Here is a 22,768-nt window from a genome sequence, read left to right on the forward strand (position 1 = left end):
CTCGACCTCAAGAAACCCTACAGAAACGCCCGTCTCGGATTGGTCGGGTCTCCCCTTTTGCCCGAGGTAGATCGTCTTTGACCCAGCGCCCCGTGTGGCCAGTGTGCCATGGGAACTCCCCTTCGCACCCCCGAACTCCGGGATGTGGTCCGGCGGTCACGGTCCGATAACAGCGCTCTTCTGTCAGTGGCGGGCGCTAGCCTTTCGGGGTGCCGAAATCCGACCTGCCAACCGTAGAAGAGCTGCTCACGATCGCCGTCAGGGAGCTCGGCGGCGCCGAGAGACCCGGGCAGGTGACGATGGCGGCGGCGGTCCAGAAGGCGCTCGACAAGCGCGACCATCTCGCAGTTCAGGCGGGCACCGGCACCGGTAAGTCGCTGGCCTATCTGGTGCCCGCGATCCGCCACGCGGCGATCTCCGACAGCGCCGTCGTGGTGTCCACGGCAACCATCGCGCTGCAGCGCCAGCTCGTCGACCGCGATCTTCCGAGGCTCGCCGACGCGCTCGAAAAAGAACTCCCGCATCGTCCGGAATTCGCCATTCTTAAGGGCCGTCGCAACTATCTGTGCCGATACAAGTCAACTGTCGGCATGCCCGAAGACGATCAGCTTTTCGACCCCCGTGAGGTGAGCGCCACGGGCCGCATGGTCCAGCGCATCCAGGAATGGGCCGAGGAGACCGAGACCGGCGACCGCGACGAGCTCGTGCCGGGCGTCAGCGAGGTCGCCTGGCGTCAGTTCTCGGTGTCGGCGCGCGAGTGCCTGGGCGCCCAGCGCTGCCCCAGCGGCACCGAGTGCTTCGCCGAGCTGGCCCGCGAGCGGGCCGGCCTGTCCGACGTCGTGGTGACCAACCACGCGCTGCTCGCCATCGACGCGATGGAGGACTTCCAGGTCCTCCCCGAACACGAGGTCGTGGTCGTCGACGAGGCCCACGAGCTGGTCGACCGCGTGACGTCGGTGGTCACCGACGAGTTGTCCGAGTCGACGGCCGGGCTGGCCGCCCGCCGCGCCGGCCGCCTGATCGAGCAGGGCCTCGCCGACCGGCTCCAGGAGGCCGCCGAAGACCTCGGCTCCCTCCTCGCCGCCGCGCCCGCCGGCCGGGTCGACGAGCTGCCCCAGTCGCTGGGGCTGACCCTGGCGCTGCTGCGCGACGCGGCTTTCGCCTGCATCACCGCCCTCGGCTCCCGCAACGCCGACAAGGACGACCCCGACGGCGCCGGCGCGAAGAAGGCGGCCTTCACCGCGCTCGACGAGGTCCACGACACCGCCCAGCGCATGCTCGACGCGTTCGGCGCCGAGTCCGAGGTCGACCGGGCCGAGGTGGTGTGGCTGGAGGAGGGTTCCGGCCGGGTCCCCCCGACCCTCCGCGTCGCCCCGCTGTCGGTGGGCGGCATGCTCCGCGACAAGCTGTTCGGCGACCGGACCGTCGTGCTCACCTCCGCCACCCTCGCCCTCGGCGGCACCTTCGACGGCATGGCGGCCCAGTGGGGCCTCGGCAAGAACGACGACTGGAGCGGCCTCGACGTCGGCTCCCCGTTCGACCACGCCAAGAGCGGCATCCTGTACGTCGCCAAGCACCTCCCCCAGCCCGGTCGCGACGGCCTGCCCGACGCCTACATCCAGGAGATGGTCGAGCTCATAGAGGCCGCGGGAGGCCGGACCCTCGGCCTGTTCTCCTCGATGCGCGCCGCCAAGGCGGCGACCGAGGCGCTGCGCGAGCGGCTGTCGGTGCCGCTGCTGTGCCAGGGCGACGACTCGACCTCGCTCCTGGTCAAGCAGTTCGCCGCCGACCCCGAGACGTGCCTGTTCGGCACCCTGTCGTTGTGGCAGGGCGTCGACGTGCCCGGCCCGTCGCTGACCTGCGTCATCATCGACCGCATCCCGTTCCCCCGCCCCGACGACCCGCTGACCTCCTCGCGCCAGCGCCACGTGGCGGCCAAGGGCGGCAACGGCTTCATGTCGGTCGCCGCCACCCACGCCGCGCTGCTGCTGGCCCAGGGCGCCGGCCGCCTGCTGCGCTCGATGGACGACCGGGGCGTCATCGCCGTCCTCGACCCCCGCCTGGCGACGGCCCGTTACAGCGGCTTCCTGCTGAACTCGCTACCGCCCTACTGGCGCACGACCGACCCGGCGGTGGTCCGGGCTGCGCTGAAGCGCCTCACGTCCTGACGACCGGCGCCACCGGGTCGCCGATCTTCAGCTCGCCGAGGTTCTTCGGCACCAGCCGGATGCCGAACCAGGTCTTCCCGTCCCACCTGCGGTGCTTGGCCAGCGTGCGCAGGGGTTCCTTGCCGCGCTCGCGGGTGTCCGGGTCCCAGAGCGTGACGAAGCACCGGTCGCACAACTCGGAGACCCGGAAGTCGACGTCGCCGATGCGGACCGACGTCCAGGTGTCCTCCTCGAACGGCGCGAACCCCTCGACGACGACGCTCGGCCGGAACCGCGCGACGTCGAGCGGGCCGGGGGTCTCCTCCTGCCGCTCCATGGCGCCCTCGGCGATCCAGTCGTCGAGGCGGCGCAGGGAGTCGCGGGTGACCAGCAGCAACGGCGCGTCCCAGGCGAAACTGACCACCTCGCCGGGCAGCCCGCCGTGGTAGTCGACGATGTGCCGGCGGTTGGGGTCGTCGAGATACACGAGTCTGGCCGGTTTGCCGAGCAGACGGGTGAACCATTCATGCGCGTCGTCGTGCGCGAGCATGGCCTCGTCGAGCCCGTGGAAGTAGACGGGCACGAGGGGCCCGTCGGCAGGCGGCACCTTGAGCTCGTCGAGCCCCGGCGCGGTGAGCACCAGCCCGCCCTCGGGCGTGTTCACCGCCCGGACGGCGAGATACTCGGGGTTCTCACCTGACCAGTAGCCGTCCCCGGTGTCGTCGACGACGGCCCACCGGCGGTCGCCGTCGAGCCCCCATGGCAGCACCTGGGCGTGGTCGACCCGGATACCGGTCGTCGACTTGACGGGATAGATCCGGATATCGGAGAGCATCATCAGTCGACTGTACGAGAAAGCGCTCTCTAGATTCAGTCCGGGCGGGCGGCGCGAACGTCGAGGGCGTACCTGATACGGACGGAACGATATCGCTGACCCTCGGTGACATTTTCGGGCAGATTCTCCCGGTTGGTGCCCGAAGCGCCTTGGTCCTCGCCATGGAACTCGACGGTGTGCTCGGGCGCGACCCTGACGTCGAGGTCGTCGGCCTCGACGTCGGCGGCGACCACGATGTCGGCCCTGGCGAGCTCCTCGTCGGAGGGGCGTCCGCTCACGGTGGCCTCCCGAGTTTGCCGAGGCGCCGCATACCGGCGAGCAAGGCGGCGTGGCGGAGCTCCTTCAGGGCGCCGCGTAGTGTCTGGCCGGCCCGGTCGGGGCGTTCGCGTCGCCAGTGGTCGGCTTTCTGCTGGGCGTGGTCTTCGGGCTTCGGCTTTCCGGGCTCATGCGATGGCTTGCCGGTCTTCGGCTCCCCTTCCGGTTCCCGAGCCGAGCTCTCCGGGGCTTGACCCTCTTCCTCCGGTATACCGGCTTGGCCTGCGGTCACCGGAGCCTCGCTTTCGTGCTCCGACGCCTCGGCTTCGGTGTCATCGTGCGGCTTCGCGGTCCGGTCTTGGCCTTCTGACCTCCCCGTTCCGCGATCACCTACGGCCTTCTCGGCTTCGCGATCATCTGGTGACTCGCCCTCATCTTGTGGGCCCTCAGTAGTCACCTGACCCGACGGCTCTTCGGAGCCACCATCACCAGTTGGTTCCTCGACAGGGCGATCGCCCCGAAACTCATCGGAATCGCCCTCGCCCTGCTGTTCCCCGGTATCACCCTCACCTCTCGGCTCGGTTAGTCCTTCGTTTGGCGGTTGGCCGGTCTGGCCCTCGCCTTGAAGATTCCCGGCACCCCCTTGTGGCCTCTGCGCCTGGCTTGCCCCCTCGGATTCCACCGCCAGGCCAGCGCCCGGTGAATCCCCTGCCTGAACGTCGCCCTTCGGCTCCTCCGACTGACTTGCTCCCTCGAGCTCTTCCGCAAGGCCAACGCCCTGCGATCCCTCTGCCTGACGGTCGCCTTGCAGCTCCTCCGCCTGGGTTTCGCCCTGTAGCTCCTCCGCCTGGGTTTCGCCCTGTAGCTGCTCTGGTTGGGTCTCACCCTTGGGCTGATCGAAGCGGCCCTCGGTCTGAGCTTCCTCGGCGTCGTGCTCGTCGGTCAGTTCTTCCGTTGGGCCCTCATCTGGCGTCTTGTCAGCCTGGTTTCCTGGTCGTGGCGTCTCATCCACGCCTTCTGCTCCTGGCTGATCCGTCTGGCCTCCGCCTTGCCGCCCCTCAGCTCCGCCATCTCCTTTCGGCGTCGCAGGTCGGCCTTCTGCGCCTGAATCCTCCGCCTGGCCGCGGCTTTTGGGCTCCTCGGTGCGGCTCTCTTCTGCCGAGTGCTCAAGTCGGCCTTCCGCACCCGGCTCGTCGGCATGGGACACGCTTTTCGACGTCTCGCCGGGGCCTTCTTCCGTCTCGTCCTCTGCCCCGGTGCTCCCCCACTGGCCGCCGGTCTCGGGCTCGCCGGCACGGCTACCCTCTGCCGACTCCTCCGCATGACCTTCCGAGGCGGGCCGCTGGTCGCCGCCCGCTTGTTCCTCGGCGCGACTGTCCTCTACCTGGTCTTCCGGACCCGGACTCTCACCTTCTTGTTCGTCGCCGCGGCCGTCCTCTGCTTTGCCTTCCACGCCGGACCGCTGGTCGCCTTCATCCTCCGCGCGACCTCCTGTCGGCTCCGCTGCCCGCTCATCATGTGAGCTCTTGGCACCGGTTTCCGGGCGTTCGGTCTGGCCTTCCCCTGTCGTTTCCCCGGACCGATTCCCCTCTGGCGACCGGCCTGCTTCGGCCTCCTGCCGAGTCTCATCGCGTTCGCCGTCGCCACTGGCCGACGGCTTTCGCTCGCTCTGCTCGCCACGGCCGGAGCTCGGCGCGGTCACGCGCCTCACCGGCGGCCGCCGGGGAACGCTCTCTTTCTCAGCGCTCTTCTCTCGGCCAGTCTGGGCACCGGCAGCAGGCCGCTGTTCTTCGACCACAGTGCCGGTGAGCACGTCCCTCTCGTCGCCGCCATCGGCAGGCTGGCCAGCTTGGTCCGTCTCGGCCGCCTGTTCAGCTTCACCAGGTCCGGCGTCATGCGCCTGATCAGTTTCGGCACCTTCATCGAGACGGTCGGCGTCGTTTGAAGCCTCGCTTCTAAGTGAGTCGCCACGCTCGGCGTCTTCACCGGCCTGACCCGCCCTTTCGCCGACGTGACCGGCAGTGGCCGCAGCCCCGGTGCTCTCCCCCACCTGCGTGGCGGCCCGGTTCGTCTCATCGGTCGCCTTCCCGGCAGGCTCGTCGGGTTCGTCTCTTGCCTGGCCCGCTCCTGCGCCGACGGTCTCACCCGTCTTGCCGGCTCCCGCACCGACTGTCTCGGCCGCATTCCCGGCCTCTGCGCCGACGTCACTGATCGCTCCGCCGACATCGCCAACTGCGTGACCCGTTCGCGAGCCCACCTCGCTCATCGCGTCGGTCGCGCCGGAACCAACGTCGCGATCTGCGCCCGAACCCACGTCGCCGACCGCTTCGCTCGCGCCAGTCCCCACGTCATGAACCGTTTCCCGTGCTCCGGAGCCCACGTCGCTCACCGCGCGACCTGCGCCCGAACCCACATCGCCCACCGCACGACCCGCGCCCGAACCCACATCGCCCACCGCGCAACCCGCGCCCGAACCCACGTCACTCACCGCACGACCCGCGCCCGAACCCACGTCACTCACCGCACGACCCGCGCCCGAACCCACGTCGCTGACCGCCTCGCCCGCTCCGGCTCCCACGTCGCGGACCGCGTCCCGTGCTCCCGAGCCCACGTCGCTGACGGCGCTGCCTGCTCCCTTGCCCAGTTCGCCGACCGCCTGGCCGGCGCCTCCGCCGATCGATTCGGTCGCGTTGCCCAGGCCCCGGGTCAGGTTCTCCAGGATCTGTGGGTTGTGGTCCAGCGTCTGCAGAACATCGCCGACGATCTTGGCGACGTTGTCGAGCCGGACCTTGAGCATGGCCTGCGCCTGGACTCCCTTGATCCCCAGGTCCACCTCGCCCAGGCTCACGTCGGCTCCGACGTTGAGTTTCAGCAGGTCGAGGACCTCGGCGCTGACGCTGACGCGGGCTTTGAGGTCGGCGACCCGGAGGGTGATCTCGTCGACGCTGAGGTTCGGTACGTCGAGGAAGACGTCGGGGTCCTCGTCAGCCACGTGCGCTCACCTGGCCCTCGGGGACTCTCTCCTCGTGGTCCTCCGGCTCCTCCGGTTCCTCTGATTCTTCCGGCTCCGCTGATTCTTCTCCCTCCTTCGGCGCCTCGGGTTCCTCTCCCGAACCGGGCGGGGGCGCCTCGGGGGCCTCGGTCGCCTGCTCCTTCTTCGGCTGCTCCTCGTCGGTCGGCGGTTGTGAGGTGACCTCGCCGTCGTGGATCTCGCCGCGCCAGCCCTGTACGTCGTCGGCGTGCAGGAGGGTCTGGTTCATCACCTGGCGGCGGAAGTGCTTCAGCTCCAGCCGGGCGCGGCGGCCCTGGGCGCGCCACAGGTTGCCGATGCGTTCGAACAGGCCTTGCGGGTGGTATTCCAGCACGACCAGGACCCGGGTCAGGTTCGGCGCCAGGCCGCTGAAGGTGACGGCGCCGTCGACGTGGCCCTTGGCTCCGTGGGAGCGCCAGACGATGTGGTCGTCGGGCACCTGGTCGATGATGTCGGCCTGCCACGTGCGGTGGGACCAGAAGATCTGGGCCTTCCACGTCAGTTTGACGTCTTCGTCCTGGCTGACGCGTTCGACCTTCTTCATGAACGACGGGAACTCCTCGAACTGCGTCCACTGGTTGTAGACGACTTCGAGGGGCGCGCCGATGTCGATCGACTCGACGATGTTGGTGACCTTCCGGTTGCCCTTGCCCTTGCCGCCCTTGCCGGTGAAGGCCTTGAACAGTTCGGTGACGCCCTTCACGCCGTGGCCGAGGCGCTTGAAGAAGCCTTCCTTCTTCTCCTCGCCGCCGCCTCCGTGCTCCTTCTTCTCGGCGCCGAAGCCGAGGTCGCTGAGACCGCTCTTCTCGCCGGTGGCGTATTCGGTGAGGCGGTCGGTGAGGTCGCCGACCTTGCCCTTGATCTTGCCGGTCACCTTGCCGGTCAGTTTGGACGCGCCGCGCTTGCCGGCCGCGCCGATGATGCCGCCGACCTCTCTGCCGAGCCGGCCGAGGGGTGACGCCGTCTTCGTGTCCGTCATGAGTCCTCCCCATTGGAGTTCTGCTCCGTGGAGGTCTTCTCTGCGGTCTTCGTCTTGGTGCCGAGCGGGCTGCGCAGCCGCTCCGCCTTGTCGTGGATGCGGTCGCTGAGCTGGTTGATCGGGCCGGTGGTCGCCGCGGTGGCGGCGGCGCGGCCGGCCTCCATGAGGTCGGTCTGCAGCTTTCCGGCGAGCTCTTCGAGTTCGGGCGAGCCGAGGCTCTTGAGGCCCTTGCCCAGCAGGCTCTTGGGCCGGAGCGCTCCGGCGAGGCCCCCGACGGCGACGGCGGTCGCGAGCGCGAGTTTGTGGTTGCGCCCGAAGTAGTAACCGAGGGCGATGCCCACCGCGAGTTTGGCCTGACTTGGCTTCATCACTGTCCCCCTTCCGGAATTCCCCTCCCCGGAAAGCGGACAGTGCATCTCAAGAGCAGGCCAAATTAGTCGAAAGGCGACAAATCGGGGCGTTTGGGGGTGACGTTGTCGCCCGACGAGGTGCCGCGCAGCCGCCGCAGCAACCAGGGGGCCAGGTGTTCGCGCAGCCATTCGGCGTCTTCGCGGCGCTTCACCCGGGGGTCGACCTTGTCGCGGGGCGGCCAGGTGAACCGCCATTCCTGTCCTGGTACGCCCAGCACGTCGAGCACCTTGGCCGCGACCAGACGGTGGCCGTGCTCGTTCATGTGGAGCCGGTCGTCGCTCCAGGCCCGCCAGTCGCGCAGGCCCTGCATCGACCACTGGTCGACCAGGTGGCAACCGTGGAGGTCGGCGATCGAGCGGACGTGCAGGAAGAAGGTGGCGAACGTGCCGCGGGCCCGGCGCATGATCGGGGTGTCGCGCGGGTCGACGCCGGTGAAGACGACCACCTCGGCGCCGGTCTCGCGCAGCGCCCTGACCGCCCCGGCGAAGGTCTTGGCCATCTGGTCGGGGTCGCTGCCCGGCCGCAGCAGGTCGTTGCCGCCGGCGCAGAAGCTGACCAGGTCGGGACGCATCTCGATCGCCCTCGGCACCTGTTCGGCCACGACCTGGTCGAGCAGGCGGCCGCGGACCGCGAGGTTGGCGTACGTGAAAGAGGGGTTCTGGACGGCCAGGGTCTCGGCGACCCGGTCGGCCCAGCCACGATAGGAACCGTTCACGCCCGGGTCGTTGAGGCCCTCGGTGAAACTGTCGCCGAGGGCGACGAACGACCCGTACATCTCACATCTCCGCGATGGCCCTCAGGGCCAGGACATAGGACTGGACGCCGAAACCGGCGATGGTGCCGTTGGCGACGGCCGCCACGACCGAGGTGTGCCGGAACTCCTCCCGGGCGGCCGGGTTGGAGATGTGCACCTCGATCAGCGGCGCGGTGCGCTGGGCGAGCGCGTCGCGCAGCGCGTAGCTGTAGTGGGTGAACGCCGCCGGGTTGAGGATCACGGGGGTGCGGGAGTCGGCGGCGCCGTGGATCCAGCGCACCATCTCGGCCTCGTCGTCGGTCTGCCGCACCTCGACCGACAGGCCCAGGTCGCGACCGGCGGTCTCGCAGATCAGCACCAGGTCCTTGAACGTCGTGGCGCCGTAGACGTCGGGTTCGCGGGTGCCCAGCCGGCCCAGGTTGGGGCCGTTCAGCACCAGGACGTCACGCATGGGGGCCTCCGCTCACCGCCTGGTAGGCGGCCTCCAGCAACTCCTCGGACGGATCTTCGAGCCGGGACGGCTCGGCCAGCCCGTCGAGCACGACGAACCGGAGCTTGGCCCCCCGGGCCTTCTTGTCGATCTTCATGTGCTCACGCAACCGGGGCCAGGCGTCTTCACGGTAAACCGTGGGCAGACCGACCGAGGTCAGAATCGAACGGGTGCGCGCCACCAGGTCGGCCCGCCCGGCCAGGCGGCCGAGTTCGGCGGCGTACACGAGGCCGATCGCGACCGCCTCGCCGTGGCGGATGGTGTAGTTCTCCACCCGCTCGATGGCGTGGGCCAGGGTGTGGCCGTAGTTGAGGATCTCGCGCAGCCCGCTCTCCTTCAGGTCGGCGCCGACGACGTCGGCCTTGACCTGGATCTTGCGCTCGATCAGCTCGCGGGTGTGCGCGCCCTCGGGGTGGCGGGCCGCCTCGGGGTCGGCCTCGACCAGCCGGAGGATCTCGGGGTCGGCGATGAACCCGCCCTTGATCGTCTCGGCCAGCCCGGCGACGTAGTCGTCGCGCGGCACGCCCACCAGCGTCGCGAGGTCGCAGAGCACGCCCGCCGGGGGGTGGAACGACCCGACGAGGTTCTTGCCCTCGGGGGTGTTGATGCCGGTCTTGCCGCCGACGGCGGCGTCGACCATGGCCAGCAGCGTGGTCGGGACCTGCACGACCCGCACCCCGCGCAGCCACGTCGCGGCCGCGAACCCGGCCAGGTCGGTGGTGGCCCCGCCGCCCACGCCGACGACGACGTCGGTGCGGGTCATGCCGTGGCGGCCGAACGCCGACCAGAGCGAGGAGAGCACGTGGACGTCCTTGGCCGCCTCGGCGTCGGGCACCGGGATCGCCAGCACGTCGTAACCGGCCTTCTCCAGCACGCCCGTCACCGGGCCCGCGAGCTCGGGCAGCGTGACCGGGTGGACGACGGCGACCGTGCGGGCCTGCTCGCCGACCAGGCCGGGCAGCTCGCCCAGGACGCCGGTGCCGACGACGACGTCGTAGGGGCTGTCGCCGAAGACGGGGATGCGGGTGACGGTCACTCGGCCTCCGGCTTGAGCTCGGCCACGATGTGGTCGGCGACCACGTCGGCCTCCAGGTCGTCGGTGGGGACGGTGAGGACCGCGAGGTTCTCGTACAGGGGACGGCGTTCTTCCATCAGCTTGCGCAGCTGGCTGCGGGGGTTCAGCACCAGCAGCGGGCGGGCCGAGGTCAGGCCGATGCGCTTGACCGCCTGGTCGAGGCCGACCTTCAGGTAGACCACCGTGTGCCCGGCGAGCAGCTCGCGGGTGGCGGGGTCGAGGATCGAGCCGCCGCCGAGCGACAACACGCCGTCGTGCTCGGCCAGCGCCGTGGCGACGGCGGCCGCTTCGAGCGCGCGGAACGCCTCTTCGCCGTCTTCGACGAAGATGTCGCCGATCGGCTTGCCCGCCACCTGCTCGACGTCGGCGTCGGTGTCGCGGAAGCCGACGCCGAGGCGTTCGGCCAGGAACTCGCCGGTGGTCGACTTGCCGGACCCCGGCGGGCCGATCAGCACCACGACAGGCATGGTCGCTCCCCCTACTTGATGATCAGCGAGGACAGGTAGCCGGCGACGTTGCGGGCCACCTCCTCGACGGAGTCGCCGCCGAACTTCTCGGTGGCGGCGTCGGCCAGCACCAGCGCGACCATCGCCTCGGCGACGATCGCGGCGGCCGGCACGGCGCACACGTCGGAGCGCTCGTGGTGGGCCTTGGCGGCCTCGCCCGTGACGACGTCGATGGTCGCCAGCGCCCTCGGCACGGTCGAGATCGGCTTCATGGCGGCGCTGACCCGCAGCGGCTCGCCGTTGGTCATGCCGCCCTCGACGCCGCCGGCCCGGTTGGTGATGCGCCGGACGCCGCCGTCGGTGTTCTCGATCTCGTCGTGGGCGCGCGACCCGGGACGGCGCGCGGTCTCGAAGCCGTCGCCGACGCCGACGCCCTTGATCGCCTGGATGCCCATGAGGGCGGCGGCGAGGCGCGCGTCGAGGCGGCGGTCCCAGTGGGTGTAGCTGCCCAGGCCCGGCGGCAGGCCGTAGGCGACGACCTCGACGACGCCGCCGAGGGTGTCGCCTTCCTTGTGGGCCTTGTCGATCTCGGCGACCATCGCGGCGCTGCCCTCGGGGTCGAAGCAGCGGACCGGGTCGTCGTCGATGCGGGCGAGGTCGGCGGGGGCCGGCAGCTCGGCCGACGGGGTCACGGCCGACCCGATCGACACGACGTGGCTGACGATCTCGACGCCGAGGGCCTGCTTGAGGAAGTTCTTGGCGACCTGCCCGAGCGCGACGCGGGCGGCCGTCTCGCGGGCGCTGGCCCGGTCGAGGACGGGCCGGGCGTCGTCGAAGCCGTATTTCTGCATGCCGGCCAGGTCGGCGTGGCCGGGCCGGGGCCGCGACCGGGGCGCGTTGCGGGCGAGCCCTTCGAGGACGGCGGGGTCGACCGGGTCGGCCGCCATCACCTGCTCCCACTTGGGCCATTCGGTGTTGCCGACGCGGATGGCGACCGGCGAGCCGAGGGTGCGGCCGTGGCGGACGCCGCCCGAGATGGTCAGTTCGTCTTGCTCGAACTTCATGCGGGCGCCGCGCCCGTAGCCGAGACGCCGGCGGCGCAGCGCCTCCTCGAGCTCGGATGTGGTGATCTCCACCCCAGCGGGCAGGCCCTCGAGGATCGCGATGAGTTCGGGGCCGTGGGACTCCCCGGCGGTCAACCAGCGCAGCATGGGACCAAGTCTTTCAGATGTGCGGTTAAGCTCCCGCCAGCAGTGCCGCCAGCGCGCCCGCGATCATAGCGGGGCCGAAGGGGAACTCGCTGGTCCGGGTGCCTTTTCGGGCGATAAGCAGCCCTAATGCCCACAGCCCGCCGAGCAGCTGCCCGCCCACCCCGGCGATGATGACGGCGTCGACGCCGACTGCCCCGGCAACGAGCCCGACGAGCCCGGCCAGTTTGACGTCGCCGAACCCGATGCCCGACGGCCGTCCGAACCACAGGATCAGGTAGATCCCGGCCATCGCCAGCCCGCAGGCGGCGGCGACCAGCAGGCGCCCGGTGGGGGCGAGGGCGATCAGCAGCACCGGGTAGGCGGGCAGGGTGACGACGTCGGGCAGCCGCCAGGTCCGCAGGTCGGTGACCGTGAGCACGACCCCGGCCCAGGCGGCCAGCAGGAAGGCGGGGATCAGCGCGGGGGTCTCGGCGTAGCGCCACGCGAGGACCCCGAACAGCAGGCCGGTGATCGCCTCGACGACGAAGGGCCTTCGCGGGACGGGCACGACCGTGATGGCGTGGCGTAACGCGGCGCGGGCCTCTTCGCGCGCGTCGTCGGGGTCGGGGCCGAAACCCGCGGCGAGTTCGCGCGCGTAACGGCCGACGACGACGCCGAGCAGCGCGAGCAGCCCCCAAGACGACACGCGGCCGACCCTAACCGCTCCTCGGCCCGCACGGTCCTGATGCGTGTTACGGGTGTGGAAATCCCTACCGCCGCCACCAGCTCTTCTTCTTCGGCGGCGTCGCCTCGAAACGGGCCACCGTCACGCCCGGCACGTCGACGTCGAGGTTCCTGCGGGCGGCGGCGTCCTCGATGGCGGCCATGGCGTGCAGCATCGACCCCTCGACCGCGAACGGCGCCGGCCCCGCGACGTCGATGACGACGGCCGCGGCCTGCTCGTGCACGGCCGCCTTGCAGACCTGCGACGCGGACGCCTGGATGGGGCGCGCGTCGGCCCGCCACCGCGCCAGCGCCTCGACGCCGGTGAACGCGAGCACGGCCATCCGCCCGTCCTGCCCGACGAGCTTGGGCAGGGCCATCTCGCTCTCCTTCTCCCGCTTCAGCCCGTCGTCGCCGACCTCGGCCTCGGTGAGGAGCGCGACCACCGGCACGAGCAGCCGGGCGGGCCCGAGGGCGGTCAGCACGTCGGCGACGGTGGCGTCACCGGTCTGGAAGCCGGCCAGCGTCCCGGCGAGCACGGCATCGGCCCGCCCGTCGTCGTCGGGCACCAGGGGCTGCGGAATCGAAGGCACGAAGGGCGAGGATACCCGCCCCCCTCGGGCACCCGTTTTCCACAGCCCGCGGGGCGCGTGCTCCGGGATGCGCTTCCCCTTCAGGCAAGAAGATTCATCCCAGGTCGGCGATCGCGATGACCGGGCCGCCGCCGCTCGGACCCTGGTGGACCGCGGCCACGCTCACGAACACCGCCGGGTCTCCCGTCACGCTCGCCGCCACGCCTCCCACCGTCGCCTTGATCTGGCGGTGCCAGTGGACGTCGCTGTCGTCGAGCATGATGTTGCGCCGCCCGCGCACGCTGCCCGTCGGGTCGGCTTCGCACTTCATGAACAGGTTGACCAGCCGCCCGCCCAGGTCACTCGGGTGAGGCCGGTCGGGCAGGTCGATGCCGGCGTCGCGGATGGCCTCCCAGATGCCGTCGGTGTCGAGGGCGTCCTTCATGACCGAGTGGCCGGCGCGGTAGCGGCCGCCGATGCCGCGCACGTTCCCGACGACCACGATCTGGGCCACGTCGAGTTCCACGCCGCTCGAACACGACGCCACCGACGAGTACAGCGACAGGTCGCGGTGGATCTGGTCGGCCGACGGCATCTCGATCTCGCCGAGGGCCACGGCGATGCCGAGGGCGGTCGTGGAGTTGGAGATGTCCATCGACGGGCCGGTGTCCTCGGTGATCACGTCGTGGCCGCGCGCCTTGGCGTCGTTGATGGTCGACAGGGTCAGCAGCGGGGTCTTGGTCTGCACATAGTGGACGTCGCGCGGGTCGTCGATGCCGGCGATCTTCATGGCCTCGCGGACGCCTGCCGCCACCTTCTCGACCATGGCCGGGCGGCCGATGTCCTCGGGGAGGATGACCTCGCTCATCGCGATGCCGACGCTCAGCCTCGGCTCGTCACTCTGAGAAGCGGAGGCCGGGTCGACGGTGGCGAAGATGGTCGCGTGGGGCGACAGGACGCCGTCGGTGCCGCCCGACCAGACCAGGGGCACCGATTCCGGCGACGGGTGGCCCCTGCTCGCCAGGACCTCGCGGAAGGCGCGGTCGGCCAGGATGCGCGTGTAGTCGTTGACGCCGCCGTTGCCCTCGGTCTTGCCGATGACGGCCAGCACGCGGGCGGCCTCGATCACGCCGTCGTCGATCAGCTTCGCGAGCCCGGACGCGTCGGTCACGCTCTCGATGGCGACCTTGCGTACCTCGATGGGGTCCGGCATCTAACTCTCCCGGTTAACCGTTGTACCGATATTTCCTGAAATGGCGGCGGCGATGTTGTCCAGCGACGTGATCACCGACTTCGCGCCGCCCTCCTCCACGAACCGCAGCGCGGCCTCGACCTTCGGGCCCATGCTGCCGCTGGCGAAGTGCCCCTCGGCCTGCAGTACCCGCATCTCCTTCGGCGTCACGCTCCCGATCGGGCGGGCCTCGGGGGTGCCGTATCCGGCGACGGCGTTCGGGACGTCGGTCGCGATGACCAGGACGTCCGCGCCGACCGCCTGGGCCAGCGCGCAGGCCGCGTGGTCCTTGTCGATCACCGCCTCCACGCCGTGGAGGCGGCCGTCGGCGTCGCGTACGACCGGCACTCCCCCGCCGCCCGCGGCGACGACGGTGTAGCCGGCCTCCATCAGCGCCACGGCCGGAGCCGCGTCGAGGATCTCCACCGGGCGCGGCGAGGCCACCACGCGCCGCCAGCCGCGCTCGAACTCGCGCCACGTCTGGCCGAGCGCCTGGAACCGCCGGGCCTCCACGACCGAGAAGTACTGCCCGATCGGCTTGACCGGGTCGCCGAAGGCGGGGTCGCCGGGGTCGACGAGGGTGCGGGTGACCACGGTCGCCGAGGGGATCGGGTCGAGGGCGTTCATGATCAGCGCGCCCAGGGTCCCCTGGGTCTGGGCGCCGCACCAGTCGAGCGGCACCGGGGGGACGACATGGGCGGTGAGCTGGTTCTTCAGCAGGATGTTGCCGACCTGCGGGCCGTTGCCGTGGGTGATCGCCACCCGGTGGCCGCGGCCGATCAGGTCGGCGACGTGGGTCATGGCGCGCTCGATCGCGCGCTTCTGGTCGGCCGGGGCGGCGGAGCCGTCCGGCGCGGTCATCGCGTTGCCGCCGAGGGCGATCAGGACACGCTCACCCGTCACACGGCGAAACTATCCGCCGGTCATCTCCCCGGCATTGGCGACTCTCGCCGTCGAAGGTCATGACCCTGGGCAAGATTCACCAAGTGCGCCGGCCGCACGGACCGCCCTCGGTGGCGCGCACCTCGCCGTTCTTCAGGTCGAGCTCGACCGTCGCCAGCGTGATGTGGTCGTCGTCGTGGCCGGGCTCGGTGTGGTGGCAGACGCCGCCCGCGTGCCGGGCCATCACCTTGCGGACCGTCGTCGCGTCGGGCCGCGAAGCGTGCCGGCGCAGGCCGCGCCTGAGCTGGTCGCGCCGGATCAGGGTGCCGGGGTGGAGGCGTGGATAGGGGTCGCTGGGCACCACGCGCGGGTCGAGGAAGTGGTTGGTGTGGATCAGCATGCCGTCGTCCTCGGGAACGGTCCACCCCGGTCCGCCCGGGTGGAGTTCGCAGGTCACGGCCGCGTTTCCGGCGGGGCCGTGGGAGACGAGGTTGAGCGAGGAGGAGGCGCTGACGGGGGCCGTGGTGAGGGTGTAGGCGGCCGAGGTGACCGACTCGCACTCGTCGAGCACCCGCCGGGCGGCCACGTGGACCGGCAGGCCGATCCCGTCGGCGCCGTCGTCTTCGTGGTGGAGGCGGGTGAACAGCAGGCCGAGGCCACTGGCGTTGACGCCGATCTTGCCGACGACGCCGTATTCGGTGAGGGTCGTGGTCACGCGGCCGTCGGGGAAGGGGATGGTCCAGACGAGCCAGCCGGCCGCCATCTGGCGCATCCAGTCCCACGTCTGCACCGCCACGGGCGGGGCGTCCTCGTCGTCGCCGAGCAGCACGACGGCCGAGCACTCGCTCTCCCGCACGCCGCCCAGGTAGGACAGGATCTCGGTCCGGGCGTTGATCGCGGCGAGGTCGGTCACGGGCAGGCGGGCGCCTTCCGCCATTCCCGTGATCTCCTCGGCGAGGTCGGGCGCCCACGCCTCGATCGCCTTCATGCCGAGCTTGCCGAGTTCGGTCAGATCGGGCTGCCGCCCCCCTGCCTTGCGCCGGAAAACCTCGGTGTAGACGGCGACGGTGCGGGCGATGTCGGCCGCGTGGGCCTGCCCGAATTCATGGCCGCGGTCGAAGGGATCACTGACGGTAGAGGTATAGGCGCGGGTCACGGTATTGAGCATCTCATTCGTGGATCGTTCCATCTGGCTCCGAAATGTGATCCTCATCACCTGGGAGCTCGGTGGCCTCGCCGTAATCTGCCCGGAATCAGCCGATTTAAAATGCCCTTTTTCTCCGTTACGGCTCCGCCTACCCCGGCCCCGACCACCGTCCGGAGTGGGCGCCGGAGACCGGCGCCCACCGGCCGCTCAGCCCAGCCGCCGCGACGTCAGCCGCCCGACCGCCTCGTCGATCACCTCGTCGCGCTTGCAGAACGCGAACCGCACGTAGTGACGCCCGGTCTCGGCGTGGTCGTAGAAGACCTGCGTCGGGATCGCCACCACCCCGGCCAGGTCGGGCAGCCGACGGGTCAGCTCCAGCCCGTCGGTCAGCCCCAGCGGCCGGATGTCGGTCTGCACGAAGTAGGTCCCGGCCGTCTTCAGCACCCCGAACCCGGCCTCGGCCAGCCCGGCCGAGAGCCGGTCGCGTTTGGCCTGCAGCTGGTCGCGCAGCTCGCGCACCCAGCCGAGCTCGTGGCGCAGCGCGTGGGCGACGGCCAGCTGCCACGGCACGGCCGAGGTGAAGGTGAGGAACTGCTTGACCGCCGTCACCGCCGTGACCAGCTCGGGCGTGGAGCAGATCCACCCCGTCTTCCAGCCGGTCACCGAGAACGACTTCCCGGCGCTGGAGATCCGGACCGTGCGCTCGCGCATGCCGGGCAGGGCAGCCAGGGAGACGTGCGGGACGCCGTCGAAGGTCAGGTGCTCGTAGACCTCGTCGGTGATGGCGATCAGGTCGTGCTCGCGGCAGAACGCGGCGATGGTCTCCAGCTCGGCCGGCGTGAACACGGTGCCGGTCGGGTTGTGCGGCGAGTTGACGATGATCGCCCGGGTCCTGGACGTCGCCCGCAGGTCGGCCGGGTCGAAGGTGAACCGGCCGTCGACCGGACGCAGCGGCACCGCCCGGCGGGTGCCCCCGGCCAGCGCGATGGCGGCCGGGTAGGAGTCGTAGTAGGGCTCGAAGACGATCACCTCGTCGCCCGGCTCGACCAGCGCCAGGACCGCCGCCGCGATGGCCTCGGTCGCGCCGACGGTCACCAGGACCTCGGCGTCGGGGTCGTAGGACAGGCCCTGGGTCTCCTTGGCGTGCTCGGAGATCGCCTGGCGGAGCTCGGGCACGCCGATGCCGGGGGCGTACTGGTTGCGGCCGCCCTTGATCGCCTCGGTGGCGACGTCGAGCATGGCGGCGGGGCCGTCCTCGTCGGGGAAGCCCTGGCCCAGGTTGATCGCGCCGGTCCGGACCGCCAGGGCCGTCATCTCGGCGAAAATAGTCGGGCCGAATTCCCGCATACGTCCAACTAGCATCCGCACAATTTACTCTGTTCGCATGGCGAGGATCCGGGAGCTCGACGCCCTGCGAGGGTTCGCGGTCTGCGGGATCATGCTCGTGAACACCTGGCAGCACGTCGACCCGCGGCCCCTGGAGGGCGCGGCGTTCATGGCGTTCGTCGAGGGCCGGTTCTACCCGATCTTCTCGTTCCTGTTCGGCGTGAGCTTCGCGCTGTTCCTGCGCTCCCACGACGACCGGCTGATCATGCTGCGGCGGCTGGCCGTGCTGGCCCTGTTCGGGGCCGGCCACTGGTGGCTGATGCCGGGCGAGGTGCTGCTCCCCTACGCGCTGCTCGGCGTGGGCGTGCTGCTGCCGGCGAGCTACCTGCCCAAGTGGCTCAACCCCGTGCTGGGCGTGGTCGTGTTGTGCTGGGCGGTGGTGGCGGCCAGCCCGTGGATCCTCATCGGCGGGCTGTTCCTGCTGGGCCTGGCCTGCGTCGACTACGGCGGGCCCAAGCCGAGCCTGCTGGTCTTCCTGTGCAGCCTGGTCGCGCTGGGCGTGTTCTGGATGGTCGGCGGCTTCCTCTCGGCGCTGGCCGGGGCGGCGGTCTACGCGTCGGGCTTCCTGTTGCTGAGCCCCCGGGTGTTCGAGCCGCTCGGGCGCATGGCGCTGACCAACTACGTCTCCAGCTCATTCGTGATCATCGCGGCGCAGGCCGAGTCGTTCCGCTCGGTGGTCGTGGTCACGGCGGTGACGCTGGTCGTCCAGTGGTGCTTCTCGGCGTGGTGGCTCTCGCGGTTCCGTTACGGGCCGCTGGAATGGGTCTGGCGGTGCCTCACCTGGATGCGGGTGGTCCCCAACAGGCAGACTGTTGCGGGTGACCGTAGTAGCGCTGGGCCAGATCCCGATCGACCACGAGCCCAAGAAGAACCTGGAGGCCGTGCGTGAGGCGCTGGCCTCCGCCGAGGCCGACCTCGTCGTCTTCCCCGAAGCCACGCTGAGCCGCTTCGGCCGCCACATCGGCGAGGTGGCCGAGCCCCTCGACGGGCCGTTCGTCACCGGTCTGCGCGAGGCCGCCCGCGAGTCGGGCACCGCCGTGATCGCCGGGGTCTGGGAGCCCGACGGGGCCCGCGTCGCCAACACGGCGGTCGCCGTCGACGCCGACGGGTCGCTGAAGGGGGCGTACCGGAAGATCCACCTGTTCGACTCGTTCGGGTCGCGGGAGTCGGAGTTCGTCAGCCCCGGCCCCGAGCCGGTCGTGGCCGAGCTGGCCGGGCTGCGGGTGGGCCTGGCGACCTGCTACGACGTGCGGTTCCCCGAGTTGTTCCGCAAGCTCGTCGACCAGGGCGCCGACGTGTTCGCGGTGATCGCGGCGTGGGCGGCCGGGCCGCTCAAGGAGGACCACTGGACCACCATGGTCCGGGCCCGCGCGATCGAGAACACCACCTGGACCGTCGCCGTCGGCCAGCCGCCCCACGCCGACGGGTTCGGGGTCGGGCACAGCATGCTCGTCGACCCGATGGGCGTGGTGACCAGGGCCCTCGGCCCGGCGCCGGGCGTCGGCACCGGCGTGATCGACCCGGCGCGCACCGAGTCGGTCCGCACGGCCCTGCCCTCCCTGCTGCACCGTCGATTCACAATCGGGGACATTGCCGGGTGAATCCCTCCTAAGGGGAGGTGAGGAAGTCAATCGCTCGTAAACTGTCCCCCATGAGTGAGCCAGGGCAGAGCACACGCATGCAGAAGGTGATCCCACCGCGCCTGCTCGTGCCATACCTGGCCGGACGGCGCACCGTCATCTCCGGTTACGTCTACCGGGTGCAGGACTGCGAGCGGCTGACCACCCCCCGGGCGATCGTCGACGCGCTCGACCTCTCCTTCGAGGGGTCCGAGCTGGTCCCGGGCGTACCGGAGCTCTACATCCTGCGCTGGCTGGCGCGGGAGATCGACACCTACGTCGTTCCCTACGGCCCCCACATGGGCGGCGACTGGAGCGATTCGCCCCCCTTCGCCGGAAACGGCTTCACCGCCTCGCGGGAGCACGTCGTGCCGCAGTTCCACACCATGCCCATGCCGATCCCGGCGGGCGCCGAGATCGTCCACCTCACCCGGCAGGGCGAGCGCCTGTTCGCGGCCTTCGACGGCCTCTCGTGGCGGCCGGCCGCATGAGCGGCGACGTCGAACCGGTCGGCCTCGGGTTCATGGCGACCTACCGGGGCCGCAACTACCCGGCCGCCATAGGGCCCGGCGGCGACGACGTCGTGCTGTTCAGCGAGTCGGCCGAACCCGGCTTCGAACGCGGGCGCGGCTACCACCGCCTGGCCGTGACGACCAAGGAACTCGACAAGCTCGTGCTCCTGCGCACGGTCGGCGAGTTCGGCGGCGAACCCTGTCTCGTCCTCGACGAGGACGACGGCGAGGAGGGCGGCCTCCACATCGCCTACACCGGCCACAGCGGCATGAAGGCCGAGGCCCTCGGCTACTGGCTGGTCGACCACGGCGCCTACGAGGTCGTGGTGCCCCGGGAGGAGGTGCACTCGATCAGGGTCGAGCGCATCGCCATCCCCCTGACGTCGGGCTAGACCGCCCGATAGCGGGCGATCCGGCGGTCGACTCGGGTCTCCGCCGGTTCGGCCAGGAGGGCGGCGATCTCCTCCTCCAGGGCGCGGGCGACCCTTTTGGTGAAGGCCGGTTGTTCGTAGACCGCGTCCGGGCACTCGGCGATGATCCGGTCGACGATGCCGTCGCGCTTCAGGTCGGCCGCTCTGACCCCCTGCGACTGGGCGATCTCGGGGGCGAAGTCGACCGTGCGGTAGAGGATCGCCGAGGCGCCCTCCGGGGGCAGCGGGGAGAGCCAGGCGTGCTGGGCGGCGAGCACGCGGTCGGCGGGGAGCAGCGCCAGGGCCGCGCCGCCCGAGCCCTGGCCGAGCAGCAGGCAGACCGTCGGGGCGTCGAGCATGACCAGGTCGGCCAGCGAGCGGGCGATCTCGCCCGCCAGGCCGCCCTCCTCGGCCGCCTTCGACAGCTCCGCCCCGGCCGTGTCGATGACCGTCACCAGGGGCAGGCCGAGTTCCTCGGCGAGTTTCATGCCGCGCCGGGCCACCCGCAGCCCGGCCGGGCCGATCTTCAGTCCGGCCCGCGCGCCGCGCCGGTCCTGGCCGAGCACCACGGCCGGGGCGCTGCCGAACCGGGCCAAGGCCAGCAGGAGGCCGGGGTCGCTCTCGCCCGCGCCGGTGCCGTTCAGCGGGGTGACGTCGGTCGCGGCCAGCTTCAGCAGGGTCCGGACGCCGGGCCGGTCGTCGCGGCGGGAGCTGACGATGGCGTCCCAGGCCGGGACGTCGGTCCGGGCCTCGGGTTCGGTGGTCGGCGCGGGCACCGGCAGGTTCTTCGACGCGCACAGCACCCCGAGCGCCCTGACGGCGATCTCGCGCGCCTGCGCCGCCGGGACCACCGCGTCGACGAGGCCGTGGGCGAACAGGTTCTCCGATTCCTGGACGCCCTTCGGGAAGCGGTAGCCGTACAGGGACTCGAAGACGCGCGGCCCCAGGAAGCCGATCATCGCGCCCGGTTCGGCGGCGGTGACGTGGCCCAGCGACCCCCATGACGCGAACACGCCCCCGGTGGTCGGGTGGCGCAGGTAGACGACGTAGGGAAGCCCGGCCTCCTTGTGCGCCGTCACCGCGGCCGTGATCTTGACCATCTGGACGAACGCCAGCGCGCCCTCCTGCATCCGGGTGCCCCCGCTGGCGGGCGCGGCCAGCAGCGGCAGCCGTTCGGCGGTGGCGCGCTCGACGGCGGCGACGAGGCGTTCGGCCGCCGCGACGCCGATCGACCCGGCCAGGAACGAGAACTCCCCGGCGACGACGGCGACCCGGCGGCCGTCGAGCCGCCCCTCACCGGTGATCACCGACTCGTCGTAGCCCGACGCGGCGCGGGCGGTCGCCAGTTCGGCGGCGTAGTCGGAGCCGGGCGGCGCGGTCTGGAGCGGCGGCCGGTCCCAGGAGACCCACGAGCCGGGGTCGAGCACGACCTCGATCAGGGTGCGCGCGTCGGGTCTCTCGGGGGTCACGTCGCCTCTCTCCCCTTGAGCCAGTCGAGCACGGCGTCGTTGTCGGCGCCCAGGCCGGGCGGGGCGGTGTGCTCCCCGGCGGGGTGGTGGTCGTAGCGCAGCACCGGGCCGGGCAGCCCGATCGGCCCCAGCTCCGGGTGGTCGACCTCGACCAGGAGCCCCTGGGAGAGGGTCTGGTCCCAGGCGTAGACCTCGTCGATGGTGCGGATCGACCCGGCGGGCACCCCGGCCTCGGCGAGCCGGCCGAGCCAGTGGTCGCGGGTCTCGGTGGTGAGCGTCTTCTCCAGCTCGGCGACGAGCTCGTCGCGGTGGGCGAAACGGTCGCGGTTGGTGGCGTACTCGGGCCGGTCGGGGTCGACGCCGAGCAGCGCGGCGACCTTGCGCCACTGGCCCTCGTTGCCGGCCGCGATCTGGATCATGCCGTCGGAGCAGCGGAAGGCCCCGAAGGGCGCGATCGACGCGTGGTGGTTGCCGTTGGCCTTCGGGACCTGGCCCGCGACCGTCCACTGGGTGCCGTGGTAGGCGTGCACGCCGACGACCGAAGCGAGCAGCGAGGTGCGCACCACCCCGCCCTTCCCGGTGCGCTCGCGCTCGTAGAGCGCGGCGGCGACGCCGTAGGCGCCGTGGATGCCGGCCAGCAGGTCGGCGATCGACGGCCCGGCCCGATGGGGCTCCCCGGGCGGCCCGGTGATCGACATCAGCCCCGCCTCGCCCTGGGCGATCTGGTCGTAGCCGGGACGCCCGGCCTCGGGCCCGTCGTGCCCGAACCCGGTGATCGAGAGCACCACCATGCGCGGATTGAGCTCGGCGATCGTGCCGGTGGAGAACCCGAGCCTGGCCAGCACGCCGGTCCGGAAGTTCTCGATCAGGACGTCGGCCTGCCGGATCAGCCGGGTCAGCACGTCGGCGTCGGCCGGGTCCTTGAGGTCGAGCGTGATCGACCGCTTGTTCCGGTTGGCCGACAGAAAGTAGGTCGACACGTCGCCCACGAAGGGCGGCCCCCAGCCGCGCGACTCGTCCCCGCCCTCCGGATGCTCGACCTTGATCACGTGAGCGCCCAGGTCGCCGAGCAGCTGGCCCGCGTGGGGCCCGGCCAGCGCCCGGGACAGGTCGAGCACCACGACACCGGTGAGGGGTCCCTGCACGATCGTCCTCCGATTTCGAGGGGGAGCCCGCAGGCTACCCGTACCGACGGGGGCTGGCA

The 22,768-nt window shown here is 71.1% G+C and carries 23 protein-coding genes; 5 read left to right on the plus strand and 18 right to left on the minus strand.

Annotated features, from left to right (window positions below):
- Positions 1-209 precede the first annotated feature (209 nt).
- Positions 210-2,168 carry an ATP-dependent DNA helicase gene (locus AW274_RS03430; RefSeq protein ID WP_062429235.1) on the plus strand — a complete coding sequence of 653 codons (1,959 nt, stop codon included), beginning with the start codon at positions 210-212 and terminating at the stop codon, positions 2,166-2,168.
- On the opposite strand, the gene AW274_RS03435 is transcribed toward AW274_RS03430, so the two are convergent.
- The 16 genes from AW274_RS03435 to AW274_RS03520 form a co-directional block, all read right to left on the minus strand.
- Positions 2,158-2,985 (minus strand): MOSC domain-containing protein, encoded by an 828-nt coding sequence (locus AW274_RS03435; RefSeq protein ID WP_062429237.1) that lies wholly within the window; start codon positions 2,983-2,985, stop codon positions 2,158-2,160. The genes AW274_RS03430 and AW274_RS03435 overlap by 11 nt on opposite strands.
- A 32-nt stretch (positions 2,986-3,017) precedes the next feature.
- Positions 3,018-3,260 (minus strand): hypothetical protein, encoded by a 243-nt coding sequence (locus tag AW274_RS03440; protein WP_062429240.1) that lies wholly within the window; start codon positions 3,258-3,260, stop codon positions 3,018-3,020.
- On the minus strand, positions 3,257-6,229 hold the full coding sequence (locus AW274_RS41035) for a hypothetical protein (protein ID WP_198168997.1): 2,973 nt from the start codon (positions 6,227-6,229) through the stop codon (positions 3,257-3,259). The genes AW274_RS03440 and AW274_RS41035 overlap by 4 nt, the downstream gene beginning before the upstream one ends.
- Positions 6,222-7,247 (minus strand): SRPBCC family protein, encoded by a 1,026-nt coding sequence (locus tag AW274_RS03460; protein WP_062429247.1) that lies wholly within the window; start codon positions 7,245-7,247, stop codon positions 6,222-6,224. The genes AW274_RS41035 and AW274_RS03460 overlap by 8 nt, the downstream gene beginning before the upstream one ends.
- The gene (locus AW274_RS03465) at positions 7,244-7,615 is read right to left on the minus strand and encodes a hypothetical protein (RefSeq protein WP_157519747.1); all 372 of its coding nucleotides are present in this window, start codon (positions 7,613-7,615) and stop codon (positions 7,244-7,246) included. Before AW274_RS03465 ends, AW274_RS03460 begins: the two co-directional genes overlap by 4 nt.
- Positions 7,616-7,680: 65 nt before the next feature.
- Entirely contained in the window at positions 7,681-8,433 is a 753-nt protein-coding gene (locus tag AW274_RS03470; RefSeq protein WP_062429251.1) for an SGNH/GDSL hydrolase family protein, read from the minus strand.
- A 1-nt stretch (position 8,434) separates the two neighbouring features.
- Positions 8,435-8,863, minus strand: coding sequence for a type II 3-dehydroquinate dehydratase (gene aroQ / locus AW274_RS03475; RefSeq protein ID WP_062333840.1), 429 nt, complete (start codon positions 8,861-8,863; stop codon positions 8,435-8,437).
- Positions 8,856-9,938, minus strand: coding sequence for a 3-dehydroquinate synthase (aroB, locus tag AW274_RS03480; RefSeq protein ID WP_062429253.1), 1,083 nt, complete (start codon positions 9,936-9,938; stop codon positions 8,856-8,858). Before aroB ends, aroQ begins: the two co-directional genes overlap by 8 nt.
- Positions 9,935-10,444, minus strand: coding sequence for a shikimate kinase (locus AW274_RS03485; RefSeq protein WP_062429255.1), 510 nt, complete (start codon positions 10,442-10,444; stop codon positions 9,935-9,937). Before AW274_RS03485 ends, aroB begins: the two co-directional genes overlap by 4 nt.
- 11 nt (positions 10,445-10,455) lie before the next feature.
- Positions 10,456-11,634: a chorismate synthase gene (gene aroC / locus AW274_RS03490; RefSeq protein WP_062429257.1), complete on the minus strand. Its 1,179-nt coding sequence runs from the start codon at positions 11,632-11,634 to the stop codon at positions 10,456-10,458.
- Positions 11,635-11,659: 25 nt separating this feature from the next.
- Positions 11,660-12,319, minus strand: a complete 660-nt coding sequence (locus AW274_RS03495; protein ID WP_062429259.1) for a prepilin peptidase — start codon at positions 12,317-12,319, stop codon at positions 11,660-11,662.
- A gap of 64 nt (positions 12,320-12,383) precedes the next feature.
- Positions 12,384-12,929 carry an SseB family protein gene (locus tag AW274_RS03500; RefSeq protein WP_062429261.1) on the minus strand — a complete coding sequence of 182 codons (546 nt, stop codon included), beginning with the start codon at positions 12,927-12,929 and terminating at the stop codon, positions 12,384-12,386.
- Between the two features lie 94 nt (positions 12,930-13,023).
- Positions 13,024-14,121 (minus strand): barbiturase, encoded by a 1,098-nt coding sequence (gene bar / locus AW274_RS03505; protein WP_062429263.1) that lies wholly within the window; start codon positions 14,119-14,121, stop codon positions 13,024-13,026.
- On the minus strand, positions 14,122-15,042 hold the full coding sequence (locus AW274_RS03510) for a carbamate kinase (protein WP_232319959.1): 921 nt from the start codon (positions 15,040-15,042) through the stop codon (positions 14,122-14,124).
- 76 nt (positions 15,043-15,118) lie between these two features.
- Positions 15,119-16,177: a C45 family autoproteolytic acyltransferase/hydrolase gene (locus tag AW274_RS03515; RefSeq protein ID WP_062429265.1), complete on the minus strand. Its 1,059-nt coding sequence runs from the start codon at positions 16,175-16,177 to the stop codon at positions 15,119-15,121.
- A 198-nt stretch (positions 16,178-16,375) separates the two neighbouring features.
- Positions 16,376-17,530, minus strand: coding sequence for a pyridoxal phosphate-dependent aminotransferase (locus tag AW274_RS03520; RefSeq protein WP_062429267.1), 1,155 nt, complete (start codon positions 17,528-17,530; stop codon positions 16,376-16,378).
- Positions 17,531-17,552: 22 nt separating this feature from the next.
- Here AW274_RS03520 and AW274_RS03525 point away from each other — a divergent pair, with 22 nt between their 5' ends.
- The 4 genes from AW274_RS03525 to AW274_RS03540 are packed head-to-tail and all read left to right on the plus strand — an operon-like array spanning position 17,553 to position 20,077.
- The gene (locus AW274_RS03525; protein WP_062429269.1) at positions 17,553-18,443 is read left to right on the plus strand and encodes a DUF418 domain-containing protein; all 891 of its coding nucleotides are present in this window, start codon (positions 17,553-17,555) and stop codon (positions 18,441-18,443) included.
- Complete coding sequence (locus AW274_RS03530; RefSeq protein WP_062429271.1) at positions 18,373-19,155, plus strand: carbon-nitrogen hydrolase family protein; 783 nt, start codon at positions 18,373-18,375, stop codon at positions 19,153-19,155. The genes AW274_RS03525 and AW274_RS03530 overlap by 71 nt, the downstream gene beginning before the upstream one ends.
- Positions 19,156-19,205: 50 nt before the next feature.
- Positions 19,206-19,664 (plus strand): hypothetical protein, encoded by a 459-nt coding sequence (locus AW274_RS03535; RefSeq protein ID WP_030454273.1) that lies wholly within the window; start codon positions 19,206-19,208, stop codon positions 19,662-19,664.
- Positions 19,661-20,077, plus strand: coding sequence for a hypothetical protein (locus tag AW274_RS03540; RefSeq protein WP_062430107.1), 417 nt, complete (start codon positions 19,661-19,663; stop codon positions 20,075-20,077). The genes AW274_RS03535 and AW274_RS03540 overlap by 4 nt, the downstream gene beginning before the upstream one ends.
- Here AW274_RS03540 and AW274_RS03545 read toward each other — a convergent pair.
- Together AW274_RS03545 and AW274_RS03550 are read right to left on the minus strand one after the other, a co-directional pair.
- On the minus strand, positions 20,074-21,564 hold the full coding sequence (locus tag AW274_RS03545; protein WP_062429273.1) for a carboxyl transferase domain-containing protein: 1,491 nt from the start codon (positions 21,562-21,564) through the stop codon (positions 20,074-20,076). The genes AW274_RS03540 and AW274_RS03545 overlap by 4 nt on opposite strands.
- Complete coding sequence (locus tag AW274_RS03550; protein WP_062429275.1) at positions 21,561-22,709, minus strand: CaiB/BaiF CoA transferase family protein; 1,149 nt, start codon at positions 22,707-22,709, stop codon at positions 21,561-21,563. The genes AW274_RS03545 and AW274_RS03550 overlap by 4 nt, the downstream gene beginning before the upstream one ends.
- Positions 22,710-22,768 lie beyond the last annotated feature (59 nt).

The sequence above is a fragment of the Herbidospora daliensis genome, from assembly GCF_001570585.1.
GTDB lineage: Bacteria > Actinomycetota > Actinomycetes > Streptosporangiales > Streptosporangiaceae > Herbidospora > Herbidospora daliensis.